A 19,081-nucleotide genomic window follows, 5' to 3' on the forward strand; every position below is an offset into this window, starting at 1 on the left:
CGTGCCCGAACAGGACAAAACGGTCGAGTACCTGCGCTGGACCACCGCGGAACTGCAGAAGGCCCGGAGGGAACTCGCCGCGCACAGCGAGCCCCTGGCGATCGTCGGTATGGCGTGCCGGCTGCCGGGCGGGGTGGCATCGCCGGACGATCTGTGGCGGCTGCTCGACTCCGGCGGCGACGGCATCGGCGCGCATCCCACCGACCGCGGCTGGGAGACGTCCGAAGGCGGTCGCGGCGGATTCCTCACCGGTGCGGCCGGATTCGATGCCGCGTTCTTCGGGATCAGCCCGCGCGAGGCCCTCGCGATGGACCCGCAGCAGCGGATCGTCCTGGAAACGTCGTGGGAGGCGCTCGAACACGCGGGCATCGACCCCCATGCGCTGAACGGCAGCGATACCGGGGTGTTCCTGGGAGCGTTCTTCCAGGGGTACGGAATCGGCGCCGACTTCGACGGGTACGGCACCACCAGCATCCATACGAGCGTCCTCTCCGGCCGCCTCGCCTATTTCTACGGACTGGAGGGCCCGGCGGTCACGGTCGATACGGCGTGCTCGTCGTCGCTGGTCGCCCTGCACCAGGCCGGTCAGTCGCTGCGTACCGGGGAATGCTCCCTGGCACTGGTCGGCGGCGTCACGGTACTGGCGTCCGCGGCGGGCTTCGCGGACTTCTCCGAGCAGGGCGGTCTGGCGCCGGACGGCCGGTGCAAGGCCTTCGCGGACGCCGCGGACGGCACCACCTTCGCCGAAGGCTCCGGTGTCCTGGTGGTGGAGCGGCTTTCCGACGCCGAACGCCACGGCCACCGCGTCCTCGCGGTCGTACGCGGCTCCGCCGTCAACCAGGACGGCGCCTCCAACGGACTCTCCGCACCCAACGGACCCTCCCAGGAACGCGTCATCCGGCAAGCCCTCGCCAACGCGGGACTCACCACCGCCGACATCCACGCCGTGGAAGCGCACGGCACCGGCACCCGCCTCGGGGACCCCATCGAAGCGACCGCACTGCTCGCCACCTACGGACAGAGCCGCACCACACCGCTCCTCCTCGGCTCCCTGAAGTCCAACATCGGCCACACCCAGGCCGCCGCGGGCGTCGCGGGCATCATCAAAATGATCCTCGCCATGCACCACGGCACCCTGCCCCGCACCCTGCACGTCGACACACCGTCCACCCACGTCGACTGGACGGCGGGAGGCATCGAACTCCTCACCGAAGCCCGGCCCTGGCCCACGGCTGCGGGGCCCCACCGCGCCGGTGTCTCCTCCTTCGGCGTCAGCGGCACCAACGCCCACGTCATCCTCGAAAGCCGCCCCCAGCCGGAATCCGAGACCCCGCCCGACGCCTACGCCGTGCCCCTGGTCGTCTCCGCCCGGACCCCCGAGGCGCTCGACCGGCAGATCACCCGGGTACGCGCGTTCCTCCACGACCATCCGCGCACGGACCGCGTGGCCGTCGCGCAGACCCTGGCCCGGCGCACCTCCTTCGAACACCGTGCCGTACTGCTCGGCGACACGGTCGTCACCGCGGACCCGAACGCCACCCTCGGGCCGGTCGTCTACGTCTACTCGGGACAGAGCACCCTGCACCCGGACACCGGCAACCGGCTGGCGGCCGCCTACCCGGTCTTCGCGGACGCACGGCGCGAGGCGCTCGGTCACCTCGACCCGGAGCCGGGTCCGGCCAGGCACTTCGCCCACCAGGTTGCCCTCACCGCACTGCTGCGGTCCTGGGGCATCACTCCGCACGCGGTCATCGGCCACTCCCTCGGTGAGATCACCGCCGCGTACACGGCCGGAATCCTGCCGCTGCGCGACGCGTGCACGCTCCTGACCGTCCGCAGCCGCCTCATGGACGAACTCCCGGAGGGCGGCGCGATGGTCACCGTCCTCACAGGCGAGGAGGAGGCGCGCCGGGCGCTGCGCCCCGGAGTGGAGATCGCCGCCGTCAACGGCCCCCACTCCGTCGTGCTCTCCGGCGACGAAGAAGCCGTACTCGACGTCGCCCAGCGGCTCGGCATCCACCACCGGCTGCCGACGCGCCACGCCGGGCACTCCGCCCGGATGGATCCGCTCGTCGCGCCGCTGCTCGAAGCCGCCCGGGGGCTGACGTACCACCAGCCCCGCATCACCGTCCCCTCGGGCCCCACCACGGCCGAGTACTGGGCGCGCCAAGTCCGCAACCCGGTGCGCTTCCAGGAGCACACCGAACAGTTCCCCGGCGCCACGTTCCTGGAGATCGGGCCCAACCAGGACCTCTCCCCGATCATCGACGGCATTCCCACCCAGACGGGGACGCCCGACGAGACCGCGGCGCTCCACACCGCCCTCGCGCGTCTGTACACCCGTGGGGTCGCGGTCGACTGGACGACCGTACTCGGCAGTGACCGCGCACCCGTCGCGCTGCCCCCGTACCCGTTCCAGCACCAGGACTACTGGCTGCGGGCCACCGCCCGGGCGGATGTGACCGGCGCGGGGCAGGAACAGGTCGCGCACCCGCTGCTCGGTGCCGCGGTCGCGCTCCCCGGCACCGGCGGAAACGTCCTGACCGGACGGATCTCCCTGGCCTCCCATCCGTGGCTCGGCGGGCACGCCGTCAACGGGGCCGTGCTCCTGCCCGGTGCGGCGTTCCTCGAACTCGCGGTGCGCGCCGGTGACGAGGCCGGATGCGATCTTCTCCACGAACTGGTGGTCGAGACCCCGCTCGTGCTGCCGGAGAGCGGCTCCGTCGCGATCTCCGTCGAGGTGGCCGAGCCCGACGAGGCGGGGCGCCGCGCGGTGACCGTCCACGCGCGCGCCGACGGTGCCGGCCCGTGGACCCACCACGCCACCGGCTTCCTCGGCAAGGCACCCACCGGGACCGCAGCGACCGCGGTGGCGGACCCGGCGCCCTGGCCGCCCGCCGGGGCCCTGCCGGTCGACGTGGACGACGTCTACGAGCGGTTCGGGAGCATCGGATACGCATACGGGCCGCCGTTCCAGGGGCTGCGGGCGGCGTGGCGTGACGGCGACACCCTCCACGCCGAGGTCGCGCTCCCCGACGATCAGGCGGCGGACGCCGCCCGGTTCACCCTGCACCCCGCGCTGTTCGACGCCGCGTTCCAGGCCGGTGCGCTGTACGCGCTCGACACGCCCGGGGCGACGGCCCGGCTGCCGTTCTCGTTCCAGGACGTCCGCATCCATGCGTCCGGGGCCACACGGGCACGCGTCACCGTCGGCCGCGACGGTGATCGCAGCACCGTACGCATGACCGGCGAGGACGGAAAGCCCGTGGCCGTCGTCGGGTCGGTGGTGTCGCGCCCGTACACCGGTGGATCCGGCCCCGGCGACGACCTGCTGCGCCCGGTCTGGACCGAGCTGCCGATGCCCGTACCTTCCGCGGACGATCCGCGCGTGGAGATTTTCGCTGCGGACCCCGTCGACGACGACCCGACCGTGGCGGTGAGGGAGCTGACGGGCCGCGTCCTCGACGCCCTGCGGCGCCGGCTGTCCACCACCGACGAGATGACCCTCGTCGTCCGGACCGGCACCGGCCCGGCGGCGGCCGCCGCGGCGGGCCTGGTCCGCTCGGCACAGGCGGAGAACCCCGGGCGGATCGTCCTCGTCGAGGCGCCCCCGGACACTCCTGCGGACCTCCTCGCCGCGTGCGCCGCACTGGACGAAACGCAGCTGGCCGTCCGGGACGGTGTGCTCTACGCACGGCGGCTGGTACGGATGTCCGACCCGGTGCACGGCCCGCTGCCCCTGCCGGACGGCGACTGGCTGCTCACCCGCTCCGCCTCCGGAGTCCTGCACGACGTCACGCTGACCGCCGACGACGGGCCCCGCCGCGCACTCGAAGCCGGCGAGGTCCGCATCGACGTCCGGGCCGCGGGCCTGAACTTCCGGGACGTCCTGATCGCGCTGGGGACGTACGAGGGGGCGACCGCCATGGGCGGTGAGGCCGCGGGCGTCGTCGTGGACACCGGGCCCGGCGTGACCGACCTCTCCCCCGGTGACCGGGTCTTCGGCCTGACCCGGGGCGGTATCGGCCCGACCGCCGTCACGGACCGGCGCTGGCTGGCGCGGATACCCGACGGGTGGAGCTTCACCACGGCGGCATCCGTCCCGGTGGTGTTCGCGACCGCCTGGTACGGCCTGGTCGACCTCGCGGGGCTGCGCGCGGGCGAGAAGGTCCTCGTGCACGCGGCCACCGGCGGTGTCGGCATGGCCGCCACGCAGATCGCCCGGCACCTCGGCGCCGAGGTCTATGCCACCGCCGGTACCGGGAAGCATCATGTGCTGCGCGCCGCCGGGCTGCCCGGCACGCATATCGCCGACTCACGGACGACGGCGTTCCGGACCGTCTTCCCGCGGATGGACGTCGTCCTCAACTCCCTGACCGGCGAGTTCATCGACGCTTCACTCGAACTCCTGGACACGGACGGCCGGTTCGTCGAGATGGGCCGCGCCGAGCTGCGCGATCCGGACACCGTCACGCCCGCCTATCTGCCGTTCGACCTCCTCGACGCGGGCACCGACCGCATCGGCGAGATCCTGGGCGAACTCCTCGGGCTGTTCGAGGCGGGCGCGCTCGGTCCGCTGCCGGTCCGCGCCTGGGACGTCCGGCAGGCTCGGACCGCGCTCGACCGGATGAGCCGAGCCCGCCACATCGGCAAGAACGTCCTCACGCTCCCCCGGCCGCTCGACCCGGACGGCGCGGTCGTCATCACCGGCGGTTCGGGCACCCTCGCCGGCATCCTGGCCCGTCACCTCGGCGGGCGGCACGTCTATCTGCTGTCCCGGACGGCGCCGCCGGAGGGAACACCCGGCACCTATCTGCCGTGCGACGTCGGCGACCGGCAGCAACTGGCGACGGCACTGGGGCGGATCGACCGGCCGATCACCGCCGTGGTGCACACGGCGGGCGCGCTGGACGACGCCACCGTCCCTTCGCTCACGCGCGAGCACTTCGACACCGTCCTGCGCCCGAAGGCCGACGGCGCCTGGCATCTGCACGAACTCACCAAGGACCAGGACCTCGCGGCGTTCGTGCTCTACTCGTCGGCCGCCGGGGTGCTCGGCAACGCGGGCCAGGGCAACTACGCCGCGGCCAACGCCTTCCTCGACGCGCTCGCCGAACAGCGCCACGCGGCGGGCCTGCCCGCGCTGTCCATCGCCTGGGGACTCTGGGAGGACACGAGCGCGCTCACCGCCGGGCTCGGTGAGGCGGACCGGGACCGGATGCGGCGGAGCGGATTCCGTACGATCAGCGCGCGACGGGGCATGCGTCTGTACGAGGCGGCGGGGCGCAGCGGGAGTCCCGTGGTGGCAGCTGCCGAACTCGACGAGGCGCCGGACGTACCGCTGCTGCGGGGGCTCCGGCGTACGACCGTGCGGCGTGCCGCCGTCCGGGAGCGCTCCCTCGCCGACCGGCTCGCCGCGCTGCCGGACGGCGAGCGCGCGGATGCACTCCTCGCGCTCGTCCGGGACTGTACGGCCACCGTGCTCGGCCATCTGGGTACCGAAGGGATTCCGCCGGGGTCGACGTTCAAGGAGCTCGGCATCGACTCGCTGACCGCGGTCCAGCTCCGCAACGGGCTCACCACGGCGACCGGTGTACGCCTCAACGCCACGGCGGTCTTCGACTTCCCGACGCCCCGGGCGCTCGCGGCGAAGCTCGGTGACGAGCTGACCGGGGTCCGCGCGGCCGTCACGGCCCCCAGCGCGGCCACGGACGTGGCGCACGACGAACCACTGGCGATCGTGGGCATGGCCTGCCGTCTGCCGGGCGGGGTCACCTCGCCGGAGGAGCTGTGGCGGCTCGTCGTGTCCGGCACCGACGCCATCAGCGAGTTCCCCACGGACCGCGACTGGGACATCGACGCCCTCTACGACCCCGACCCCGACGCCGTCGGCAAGACGTTCGTCCGGCACGGCGGCTTCCTCGGCAGTGCGACCGGCTTCGACGCGGCGTTCTTCGGCATCAGTCCGCGCGAGGCCCTGGCCATGGATCCGCAGCAGCGGGTCCTCCTGGAGACGTCCTGGGAGGCGTTCGAAAGTGCCGGACTGACCCCGGACTCGGCCCGGGGCAGCGACACCGGCGTCTTCATCGGCGCGTTCTCCTACGGCTACGGCACGGGTGCGGATACCAACGGCTTCGGCGCGACGGGCTCGCAGACGAGCGTGCTCTCCGGACGGCTCTCCTACTTCTACGGTCTGGAGGGGCCGTCGGTCACCGTCGACACCGCCTGCTCGTCGTCGCTGGTCGCGCTCCACCAGGCCGGTCAGTCCCTGCGTACCGGGGAGTGTTCCCTGGCGCTGGTCGGCGGCGTCACGGTGATGGCGTCCCCCAGCGGCTTCGTCGAGTTCTCCCGGCAGCGCGGTCTCGCACCGGACGGGCGGGCGAAGGCGTTCGGCGCGGGCGCGGACGGTACGAGCTTCGCCGAGGGCGCCGGTGTCCTGGTCGTGGAGCGGCTGTCCGACGCGGAACGCCACGGGCGTACCGTCCTCGCGGTCGTCCGCGGCTCCGCGGTCAACTCCGACGGCGCCTCGAACGGTCTGTCGGCGCCCAACGGGCCGTCGCAGGAGCGGGTCATCCGGCAGGCCCTCGCGAACGCGCGGCTCGAACCGGCGGACGTCGACGCGGTCGAGGCCCATGGCACCGGCACCCGCCTCGGCGACCCCATCGAGGCGACCGCGCTGCTCGCGGCGTACGGGCAGGACCGGGCGGAGCCCCTGCTGCTCGGCTCGCTGAAGTCGAACATCGGGCATGCGCAGGCCGCGTCCGGTGTGGCCGGGATCATCAAGATGGTGCAGGCGATCCGGTACGGGGAGCTGCCGCCGACGCTCCACGCGGACGAGCCGTCGCCGCATGTCGACTGGGCGTCCGGCGCCGTCGAGCTGCTGACGTCGGCCCGGCCGTGGCCGCGGACCGGCCGTCCGCGCCGTGCCGCCGTCTCGTCGTTCGGGGTGAGCGGCACGAACGCCCATATCGTCCTGGAGGCCGGGCCGGACCCTGCACCGCCCCCGGCGGCACCGGTACCGACACCGACACCGGCCGAGGGGCTGCCGCTGCTGGTGTCGGCGCGGTCCGCGGAGGCACTCGACGAGCAGATCGCGCGCCTGCGCGCCTATCTCGGCTCCGCTCCGGACATCGACCGGGCGGCGGTGGCGCAGACACTGGCCCGGCGGACGCACTTCGCCCACCGTGCCGTGCTGCTCGGTGACTCCGTCGTCACCGCTCCCCCGGCGGAGGAAGCCGGGGAGCTGGTCTTCGTCTACTCCGGCCAGGGCACCCAGCATCCGTCGATGGGCGAGCACCTCGCCGCCGCCTTCCCCGCCTTCGCCGGGGCGTGGCGGGACGCGCTCCACCGGCTCGGTGACCCCGATCCCCACGACCCCACGCGAAGCCAGCACACGCTCTTCGCCCACCAGGCGGCGTTCACCTCCCTGCTGGAGTCCTGGGGCATCGCCCCGCACGCGGTGATCGGCCACTCCCTCGGGGAGATCACCGCCGCCCACGCGGCCGGGATCCTGTCGCTCGACGACGCGTGCACCCTGGTCACGACCCGTGCCCGCCTGATGCACACGCTGCCGCCGCCCGGTGCCATGGTCACCGTGCTGAGCAGTGAGGAGGAGGCGCGGCGGGCACTCCGGCCGGGCGTGGAGATCGCCGCGGTCAACGGCCCCCACTCCGTCGTGCTCTCCGGCGACGAGGACGCGGTGCTCGATGTCGCGCAGGGGCTCGGCATCCACCACCGGCTGCCCGCGCCGCACGCGGGACACTCCGCGCATATGGAGCCGGTGGCCGCCGAGCTGCTCGCGACCACCCGGCAGCTCGGCTACGGCAGGCCCCGCGTCGCCGTCCCCAACGACCCGACCACCGCCGAGTACTGGGCCGAGCAGGTCCGTAAGCCGGTGCTGTTCCATGAGCACGCGCAGCGGTATCCCGATGCGGTGTTCGTCGAGATCGGCCCCGGGCAGGATCTCTCACCGTTGGTCGACGGCATCGCCCTGCAGAACGGCACGGCGAACGAGGTGCAGGCGCTGTACACAGCGCTCGCCCGCCTCCACACGCGGGGCGCGACGCTCGACTGGCCCCTGATCCTGGGCGGTGACCCGCGTCACGACCCGGACGTTCCGGGGTACGCCTTCCAGCGACGCGCCTACTGGATCGCATCGGCGCCCGCGGCCACGGCCGAAGCGGGCCACCCCGTCCTCGGCACCGGAGTCGCCCTCGCCGGGTCGCCCGGCCGGGTGTTCACGGGCACCGTCCCGGCGGACGGGGACCGCGCGGTGTTCCTCGCCGAACTGGCCCTGGCCGCCGCGGACGCGGCCGACTGCGCCACGGTCGAACGTCTCGACATCACCAGCCTGCCCGGCGGATCCGCCGGGGGCCGGGCCACCGTGCAGCTCTGGGTCGGTGAGCCCGGGGCGGACGGCAAGCTCCCGTTCACGGTGCACACCCGTGTCGGCGGCGGCCCGTGGACGCTGCACGCCGAGGGTGTGCTCCGCCCCGGCGGCGTACCCGTGCCCGATGCCTTCGACACCTCGTGGCCCCCGCCGGGCGCGGTGCCCGCCGACGGGTCGCCCGGGGCGTGGCGGCGCGGGGACGAGGTGTTCGTCGAGGCGGAACTAGACGGATCGACCGGATCGACCGGAGAGGCCGGATCAGCCGACTCGACCGGCTCGACCGGCTTCGTGGTCCACCCCGATCTGCTCGACGCGGTCTTCTCGGCCGTCGGCGGCGGCCGCCGGCCGACCGCCTGGCGCGATCTCGCGGTGCACGCGTCGGACGCCACCGTGCTGCGTGCCCGTCTCACCCGCCGTACGGGCGGTGCCGTGGAACTCGCCGCCTTCGACGGTGCCGGTCTGCCGGTACTCAGCGCGGCCTCGGTGACCTTGGGCGAGGTCGCATCGGCGGGCGATGCGAACGGCCTGTTCGGGTTGGAGTGGGTGCCGGTGGCGGAAGCCGTCTACGACGGGACCCTGCCCGACGGCTACACCCTCATCACCGCCGCACACCCCGACGAGCCGGACGACCTCACCGACCTCACCGATATGCCCGCCCTCACCCAAGCCCGCACCACCCGCACCCTCACCGCCCTCCAACACCACCTCACCACCACCCACCACACCCTCATCGTCCACACCACCACCGACCCCGCAGGCGCCGCAGCCACCGGACTCACCAAAACCGCCCAGAACGAACACCCAAACCGCATCCACATCATCGAAACCACCCACCCCCACACACCCCTCCCCCTCCACCAGATCACCACCCTCAACCAACCCCACCTCCGACTCACCCACCACACCCTCCACACACCCCACCTCACCCCCCTCCACCACACCCCCACCCCCACACCACCCCTCAACCCCCACCACGCCATCCTCATCACCGGCGGCTCCGGCACCCTCGCCGGAATCCTCGCCCGCCACCTCAACCACCCCCACACCTACCTCCTCTCCCGAACACCACCACCCCCCACCACCCCCGGCACCCACATCCCCTGCGACCTCACCGACCCCCACCAACTCACCCAAGCCCTCACCCACATACCCCAACCCCTCACCGCCATCTACCACACCGCAGCCACCCTCAACGACGCCACCCTCCACAACCTCACCCCCCACCACCTCACCACCACCCTCCAAACCAAAGCCCACACCGCCTGGCACCTCCACCAACAAACCCAACACCACCCCCTCACCCACTTCATCCTCTACTCCTCAGCAGCCGCCACCCTCGGCAGCCCCGGACAAGCCAACTACGCCGCCGCCAACGCCTTCCTCGACGCCCTCGCCACCCACCGCCACCACCAAGGACAACCCGCCACCACCATCGCCTGGGGCATGTGGCAAACCACCACCAACCTCACCACCCAACTCACCCACACCGACCGACAGCGCATCCGCCGCAGCGGCTTCCTGCCCATCTCGGACGAAGAAGGCATGGACCTCTACGACGCGGCTGTCGCCTCCGGCAAGGATTTCGTGCTGGCGGCCCCGATGGACCCGGCGCAGCTGGCATCCGGTGACGTACCGCCGATCCTGAGCGGTCTGCGCCGAGGCGCGCGCCGTACCGCCCGGCCCGGGCAGACGTTCACCCAGCGGCTCGCGGACCTGCCCGACGCCGACCGTGAGACGGCCCTGCTCACTCTGGTGTCGGACGCCACCGCGACCGTGCTCGGCCATGCCGACGCCTCGGACATCGGACCGACCAGGGCGTTCAAGGATCTCGGCATCGACTCGCTCACCGCCATCGAGCTGCGGAACCGGCTCGCGGAGGCGACCGGGCTCCGGCTGAGCTCCACGATGGTGTTCGACCATCCGACACCGCGGGTGCTGGCCACGAAGCTCCGCGCCGATCTGTTCGGCACGGACGCGCCGTTGCCCGTACGAACCGCACAGGCCCACCACGACGAACCCCTCGCGATCGTCGGCATGGCCTGTCGTCTGCCCGGCGGCGTCTCCTCGCCCGAGGGCCTGTGGCGGCTCGTCGAGTCCGGCACGGACGCGATCACCGAGTTCCCCGCCGACCGCGGCTGGGACATCGAGTCACTGTTCGACCCGGACCCGGACGCGCCCGGCAAGACGTACGTCCGGCACGGCGGCTTCCTCCCCGAGGCCGCGGACTTCGATGCCGCGTTCTTCGGGATCAGCCCGCGCGAGGCATGGGCCATGGACCCGCAGCAGCGTGTCATCCTCGAAACGGCCTGGGAGGCGTTCGAGCACGCGGGCATCGTCCCGGGCGCACTGCGGGGCAGCGACACCGGCGTGTTCATGGGCGCGTTCTCCCACGGGTACGGCGCAGGCGTCGACCTGGGCGGCTTCGGCGCCACGGCCACCCAGAACAGCGTGCTCTCCGGTCGTATCTCCTACTTCTTCGGCATGGAAGGACCGGCCGTCACCGTCGACACGGCGTGCTCGTCGTCACTGGTCGCGCTCCACCAGGCCGCACAGTCGCTCCGGGCCGGGGACTGTTCCCTGGCGCTGGCCGGCGGGGTCACGGTCATGCCCACACCGCTGGGATACGTCGAATTCTGCCGCCAGCGCGGACTCGCACCCGACGGCCGGGCCAAGGCGTTCGCGGACACCGCCGACGGCACCAGCTTCTCGGAAGGCGCCGGTGTCGTCATCGTGGAGCGGCTCTCCGACGCCCGGCGCAACGGACACACCGTCCTCGCGCTCCTGCGCTCCTCAGCCGTCAACCAGGACGGTGCCTCCAACGGCATCTCCGCGCCCAACGGCCCGTCCCAGCAGGCCGTCATCCGCAGGGCACTCGACCGGGCGGGGCTCGCCGCCGCCGACGTCGACGTGGTCGAGGCGCACGGCACGGGTACGCCCCTGGGCGACCCCATCGAGGCACAGGCCATCATCGCGACGTACGGGCAGGACCGCGAGACACCTCTCTACCTCGGTTCGGTCAAGTCGAACATCGGCCACACCCAGACCGCGGCGGGCATCGCGGGTGTCATCAAGATGGTGATGGCGATGCGGTACGGGGTGCTGCCGAGGACGTTGCACGTCGGTGAGCCGTCGTCGCATGTGGACTGGTCGGCGGGGTCGGTGGAGGTGCTGACGGAGGCCAGGCCGTGGCCCGAGTCGGACCGTCCGCGCCGGGCAGGCGTGTCGTCACTCGGCATCAGCGGGACGAATGCGCATGTGATTTTGGAGAGTGCGCCGGAGGTTTCGGTCTCTGCCGCTGAGCCCGAGTCCGGTGGTTTGGTGCCGTTGCCGGTGTCGGCTCGTTCGGGTGTGGGTGTGGGTGTGTTGGTAGAGCGGGTGGGTGGGTTGGTGGGGGGTGGGTGTGATGTGGGTGTGGTGGCGGATGGGTTGGTGCGGGGGCGTGCGGTGTTCGGTCATCGGGCGGTGTTGCTGGGGGATGGTGTGGTGAGGGGTGTGGCGGGTGAGGGGTTGCGGACGGTGTTCGTGTTCCCGGGGCAGGGGTCGCAGTGGGTGGGAATGGGCCGCGAACTCGCCGAAGTGTCACCTGTCTTTGCGGCGCGGATGGGTGAGTGTGCGGCGGCGCTGGCACCTCATGTGGACTGGTCGTGGGAGGAGGCTCTGGGGTCGCCGGAGTTGCTGGGGCGGGTGGAGGTGGTGCAGCCGTTGTCGTGGGCGGTGGCGGTGAGTCTGGCTGCGCTGTGGGGGGCGCATGGTGTGGTGCCGGATGTGGTGGTGGGTCATTCGCAGGGGGAGATTGCTGCGGCGTGTGTGGCGGGTGCGCTGAGCCTGGAGGACGGGGCGCGGGTGGTGGCTTTGCGGAGCCGGGTGATCGGTGCCCGGCTGGCGGGGCGGGGGGTGATGGCATCGGTCGCACTCCCCGCCGCCGACATCGAGACGGTGGAGGGGGTGTGGATCGCGGCCCGTAACGGACCGTCGTCGACCGTGATCGCGGGAGATGCGCAGGCCGTGGAGGGGGTTCTGGCCCGGTACGAAACTGCGGGGGTACGGGTTCGGCGGATCGCGGTCGACTACGCCTCCCACACCCCCCACGTCGAGGCCATCGAGAACGAACTGGCCGAAGCATTAACCGGTATTGCGGCCCGGACCCCCAGCATCCCCTGGTGGTCCACCGTCGACAGCGGCTGGGTCACCGGACCGGTCGACGGCGGCTACTGGTACCGCAACCTCCGTCAACCAGTAGCCCTGGACACCGCCATCACAGAACTCGACGGCTCCCTGTTCGTCGAGTGCAGTGCGCATCCCGTGCTGCTGCCCGCCATCGACCAGCAACGTACCGTCGCCTCACTCCGCACCGACGACGGCGGCGGAGACCGGTTCACCACCGCCCTGGCCGAAGCCTGGGTCCACGGCGCAGCCGTCGACTGGACCACCATCGTCCCGCCCACCCCGGAACGACTCCTCGACCTCCCCACCTACCCCTTCGACCACAAGCGCTACTGGATAGAAGCGGCCGGCCCCACCGATCTCGGCGCCCTCGGACTCACCGCCACCGCGCACTCCATGCTGGCCGCGACCACCGCGCTGCCGACGAACGACGGCACCGCGCTCACCGGCCGGATCTCCCTGCGCACCCATCCCTGGCTGGCCGACCACGCCGTCCACGACACGGTACTTCTCCCGGGTACCGCGTTCCTGGAGCTGGTGATCCGCGCCGGTGACGAGACCGGCTGCGACACCATCGACGAGCTGATCATCGAAACACCGCTCGCCCTGCCCGTCACCGGAGCCGTCGACCTCACCGTCACCGTCGACCGGCCCGACGAGGCCGGACGCCGCCCCGTGACCGTCCACGCACGCCCCGAAGGAACCGGCACCTGGACCCGCCACGCCACCGGAACCCTCACCACCAGCGGCACCACCGCCCCGGACGCGTTCCCGCAATGGCCGCCGACCGGTACCACCGCCGTCGACATCGGGGAGTTCTATCCGCGGCTCACCGCGCTGGGCTACCGGTTCGGCCCCGCTTTCCGCGGGCTGCGGGCGGCCTGGCGCGACGGCGACACCGTGTACGCCGAGGTGGCGCTCCCCGAGGACCGTACCGCCGACGCGGAACGCTTCGGTGTCCATCCGGCCCTGCTCGACGCCGCCCTGCAGAGCGGCAGCCTCCTGATGCTCGAATCCGACGGCGCGCAGGGTGTGCAACTCCCGTTCTCCTGGCACGGCGTCCGCTTCCATGCGACCGGGGCGACCTCGCTGCGGGTCGCGATCACACCCGGCCCCGACGGCCTCCGGCTGCACGCCGCGGACAGCGGCAACCGATCCGTCGTGTCCATCGACGCGCTGGTCACCCGGCCCCCGGCGGGCCTCGCACCCCCCGATCCGGTGCTCCGCGTCGGCTGGAGCACCGTGCCCGTACCGGCCGACGTCGTCCCGTGCGACGCGGATGTGCTGACGCTGCACAGCAACGACGCCGACCCGCTCCAGGAGACCCGGGACCTCACCACTCGTGTGCTCGACACCCTCCTCCGGGCCGAGCGCACCCTGATCGTCCAAGTCACCGGCGGCCTCGCCGCGATGGCGGCGGCGGGCCTCGTACGCACCGCGCAGAACGAGCGGCCCGGCCGCTTCTTCCTCGTCGAAACGGATCCCGGGGAGGTCCTGGACCCTGCACGGTGCGCCACGATCGCGGCGCTCGGCGAGCCGCGGCTGCGCCTGCGCGGCGACCGCTACGAGGCAGCCCGGCTCATGCGGGCCGCACCGGCCCTGACCCTTCCCGAGACCGGATCGTGGCAGCTGCGCCGGTCCGCCACCGGGTCGCTCGACGACCTCGCCGTCGTTGCCACCGAAGAACCGGACCGGCCGCTCGCGGCCGGAGAGGTGCGGATCGCGGTACGGGCCGCGGGCCTGAACTTCCGTGACGTCACGGTGGCGCTGGGCGTGATCTCCGATGAACGGCCGCTCGGCAGTGAAGCCGCCGGGGTCGTCCTGGAGACCGGCCCCGGGGTGCACGACCTGGTACCCGGCGACCGGGTCATGGGGATGCTCGCGGGCGCCTTCGGGCCGGTCGCGATCACCGACCGGCGGCTGCTGGGCCGGATGCCCGACGGCTGGACGTACGGGACCGGCGCATCCGTCCTGACCGCCTTCGCGACGGCGTGGTACGGCCTGGTGGATCTGGCGGGGCTGCGGCCCGGTGAGAAGGTCCTGATCCACGCGGCGGCCACCGGTGTGGGCGCGGCAGCCGTCCAGATCGCCCGGCATCTGGGCGCCGAGGTCTACGCCACCGCCTCCACGGCGAAACGGCACCTCCTGGACCTCGACGGCCCGCACACCGCCGACTCCCGCAGCACCGCGTTCGCCACCACCTTCCCCCCCGTCGACGTCGTACTCAACGCGCTCACCGGCGAACTCCTCGACGCCTCCGTCGCCCTCCTCGCACCCGGCGGCCGCTTCATCGAGATGGGCAAAACCGACCTCCGCCACGACATCCAGCAGCCCTTCGACCTCATGGACGCCGGACCCGACCACCTCCAGCAGATCATCACCCGACTCCTCGACCTCTTCACCCAAGGCACCCTCCACCCCCTCCCCGTGACCGTTCACGACATCCGGCGGGCGCGGGAGGCGTTCGGCTGGATGAGCAGCGGACGGCATACGGGCAAGCTGGTGCTCACGGTGCCGCGGCCGCTCGACCCCGACGGCGCGATCGTCATCACCGGCGGCTCCGGCACCCTCGCCGGAATCCTCGCCCGCCACCTCAACCACCCCCACACCTACCTCCTCTCCCGAACACCACCACCCCCCACCACCCCCGGCACCCACATCCCCTGCGACCTCACCGACCCCCACCAACTCACCCAAGCCCTCCACCAGATACCCCAACCCCTCACCGGCATCTTCCACACCGCGGCCACCCTCGACGACACCCTCATCGACCACCTCACACCCACCCGCATCCACACCGTCCTCCAGCCCAAAGCCGACGCCGCCTGGCACCTCCACCACCACACCCGCAACACCGACCTCGCCGCATTCGTCCTCTACTCCGCGGTCGCCGGGGTCATGGGGAGCCCTGGCCAGGGCAACTACGTCGCGGCGAACGCGTTCCTGGACGCGCTCGCGGAGCACCGGCACGCCATGGGTCTGCCCGCGCAGTCTCTCGCCTGGGGTATGTGGGCGGACGTCAGCGCGCTGACGTCGAAGCTCACCGCCGCGGACCGTGAACGCATCCGGCGCGCCGGGTTCCCGCCGCTCAGCGCTGCGGACGGCATGCGGCTGCTGGACTCGGCGGCGCGTACCCCGGAGCCGGTGGTCGTCGCCACGACGGTCGACACCGCACGGCTCGACGGGCCGGTCGCGCCGCTGCTCCGCAGCCTGGTGGCCCATCGGTCCGGGCCGGTGCGCGGGGTCGCCCGGAACACCGGGGACGAGCCGCTGGCGGTACGTCTCACCGGGCGCACCGTCACCGAACAGCGGCGCGTGATGCAGGACATCGTGCTCCGCCAGGCGGCCGCGGTGCTGGCCTACGGCCCGGACGAGCAGGTCGCGGTGGACCGGCCGTTCCGTGAACTCGGTTTCGATTCGCTGACCGCGGTCGACCTGCGCAACCGGCTCGCGGCCGAGACGGGGCTGCGGCTGCCGACCACGGTGGTGTTCAGCCATCCGACGGCGCAGGCGCTCGCCGGGCATCTGCTGGAACTGCTCGGCGCTCCCGCCACCCGGTCCGCGGCGGACTCCGTGCCCGCCCCGGCCGTACGGGACCGGGACCGGGACCGGGACCGGGACCGGGACGAGCCGATCGCGATCGTGGCGATGGCCTGCCGTCTGCCCGGTGGCGTGGCATCACCCGAGGATCTGTGGCGGCTCGTCGAGTCCGGCACCGATGCGATCACCGTGCCGCCCGGCGACCGCGGATGGGATCTCGACGCGCTGTACGACGCGGACCCCGACGCGGTGGGCAAGGCGTACAACCTGCGGGGCGGCTTCCTGGACGGGGCGGCGGAGTTCGACGCGGCGTTCTTCGGCATCAGCCCACGGGAGGCGCTGGGCATGGACCCGCAGCAGCGCCTGCTGCTGGAGACCGCGTGGGAGGCCGTCGAGCGCGGCCGGATCGACCCCGCGTCGCTGCACGGCCGGGAGGTCGGTGTCTACGTCGGCGCGGCCGCGCAGGGCTACGGCCTCGGTGCCGAGCACCCCGAGAGCCCCGGGCACCCCCAGTACACCGAGGGCAATGCGGTCACCGGCAGCTCCACGAGTCTGCTGTCCGGGCGGATCGCCTACGTCCTCGGGCTGGAGGGACCGGCCGTCACCGTCGACACGGCGTGCTCGTCGTCGCTGGTCGCCCTGCATCTGGCCTGTCAGGGACTGCGCCTGGGCGAATGCGAGCTGGCACTCGCGGGCGGCGTCTCCGTACTCAGCTCGCCGGCCGCTTTCATCGAGTTCTCCCGCCAGCGCGGTCTGGCGGCGGACGGGCGCTGCAAATCGTTCGGCTCGGGTGCGGACGGTACGACGTGGGCCGAGGGAGTGGGCGTACTGGTCCTCGAACGGCTGTCGGACGCCGAGCGGCTCGGGCACGCCGTGCTCGCCGTCGTCCGCGGCAGCGCCGTCACGTCCGACGGCGCCTCCAACGGGCTCACCGCTCCGAACGGCCTCTCCCAGCAGCGGGTCATCCGCAAGGCGCTGGCCGCGGCCGGTCTGACCGCCGCCGATGTGGACGTCGTCGAGGGACACGGGACCGGCACCCGGCTGGGCGATCCGGTCGAGGCGGACGCCCTGCTCGCGACGTACGGACAGAACCGCCGGGACCCGGTCCGCCTCGGCTCGCTGAAGTCGAACATCGGGCATGCGACGGCCGCGGCCGGGGTCGCGAGCGTCATCAAGATGGTGCAGGCGATCGGGGCGGGCACCATGCCGCGGACGCTGCACGCGGACGAGCCCTCGCCCGCCGTCGACTGGACCACGGGGCGGGTGGCCCTGCTCACCGAGAACCGGCCCTGGCCGGATGACGAGAGCCCGCGGCGGGCGGCCGTCTCCGCGTTCGGGCTCAGCGGGACGAACGCGCACCTCGTACTCGAACAGCACCGTCCGGCGCCCGCCGGACCCCGGCCGGCCCGTGCGGAGCCCCGGCCGGTGCCGTGGGTGCTGTCCGCACGGTCGCCGGCCGCGCTGCGGGCGCAGGCCGCCCGGCTCCGCGACCATCTGGCGGCGGTCCCGGCAGCGGACCCGCTGGACATCGGATACGCGCTGGCCACCAGCCGCGCCCGGTTGCCGTACCGCGCCGCGGCCGTCGCCACCGACACCGACGGGTTCCGTACCGTGCTGGACGGCATCGCGGACGGCGTCGACGCGCCCGGAGCCGTCACCGGGACCGCCCGGGACCGCCGCATCGCCTTCCTCTTCGACGGCCAGGGCACCCAGCGCACGGGCATGGGGCGCGAGCTGCACCGGAGTTTCCCCGTCTTCGCCGCCGCCTGGGACGAGGTGTCCGACGCCTTCGCCGGGCAGCTGGAACACTCCCCGACGGACGTCTTCCACGGTGCGCACGGTGAGCTCGCCAACGACACCCTGTACGCGCAGGCCGGGCTGTTCACCCTCGAAGTGGCACTGCTGCGGCTCCTGGACCACTGGGGTGTGCGCCCGGACGTCGTCGTCGGGCACTCCGTCGGGGAAGTCACCGCGGCCCATGCGGCGGGGGTGCTCACGCTCACGGACGCCACCAGGCTGATCGTGGCCCGTGGCCGGGCCCTGCAGGCCCTGCCGCCGGGGGCCATGACCGCGGTCGACGGCAGCCTCGCGGAGGTCGGTGCCTTCACCGGCTCCACCGATCTGGACGTCGCCGCGGTCAACGGCCCCACCGGCGTGGTCCTCACGGGCTCACCGGACGACGTGGCCGCGTTCGAACGGGAGTGGGCGGCGGCCGGGCGGCGCGCGAAACGGCTGGACGTCGGGCACGCGTTCCACTCGCGGCATGTCGACGGCGCCCTCGACGACTTCCGTACCGTCCTCGAATCCATCCCGTTCGGCGCGGCACAGCTGCCGGTGGTGTCCACGACGACGGGCCGTGAGGCGGCGGACGACCTCGCGACCCCGGAACACTGGCTGCGCCATGCGCGCCGGCCGGTGCTCTTCGCGGACGCCGTCCTGGAGCTCGCGGACCGCGGTGTGAACATGTTCGTGGCCGTCGGACCGTCCGGGGCTCTCGCTTCGGCCGCGTCGGAGAACACCGGCGGGGACGCCGGGACCTACCACTCGGTGCTGCGTGCCCGGGCGGGCGAGGAGACCGCGGCGCTGACCGCCGCCGCCGAACTGCACGTACACGGAGCCCCGGTGGACCTGGCCGTGGTGCTGGACGGCGGACGCCCGGTGGACCTCCCCGTCTACCCGTTCCAGCACCGCCACTACTGGCTGGCATCCGGCCCGGGCAGGAGTACGCCGACGGCCTCCCCGGACACCGGGTGGGGCGAGGAGCCCGAAGCGGGGGACCTCGGCATCGCCGAGATCGTCCGGCGGAGTACCGCGGCGCTGCTCGGCGTCACCGACCCCGCCGACGTCGACACGGACTCGACGTTCTTCGCACTCGGCTTCGACTCGCTGGCGGTGCAGCGCCTGCGCAACCGGCTCACCTCCGCAACCGGTCTCGACCTGCCGACGTCCGTGCTGTTCGACCACGACACCCCGGCCGCCCTCACCGCC

General features: G+C 72.8%; 1 pseudogene. It reads left to right on the forward strand.

The window, feature by feature from the left end:
• Positions 1 to 40 precede the first annotated feature (40 nt).
• Positions 41 to 19,075 (forward strand): annotated as a pseudogene (gene fkbA, locus B7R87_RS01770) (tacrolimus type I polyketide synthase FkbA); the annotation flags it as partial.
• Positions 19,076 to 19,081 lie beyond the last annotated feature (6 nt).

This window comes from Streptomyces tsukubensis, from assembly GCF_003932715.1.
Lineage (GTDB): Bacteria > Actinomycetota > Actinomycetes > Streptomycetales > Streptomycetaceae > Streptomyces > Streptomyces tsukubensis.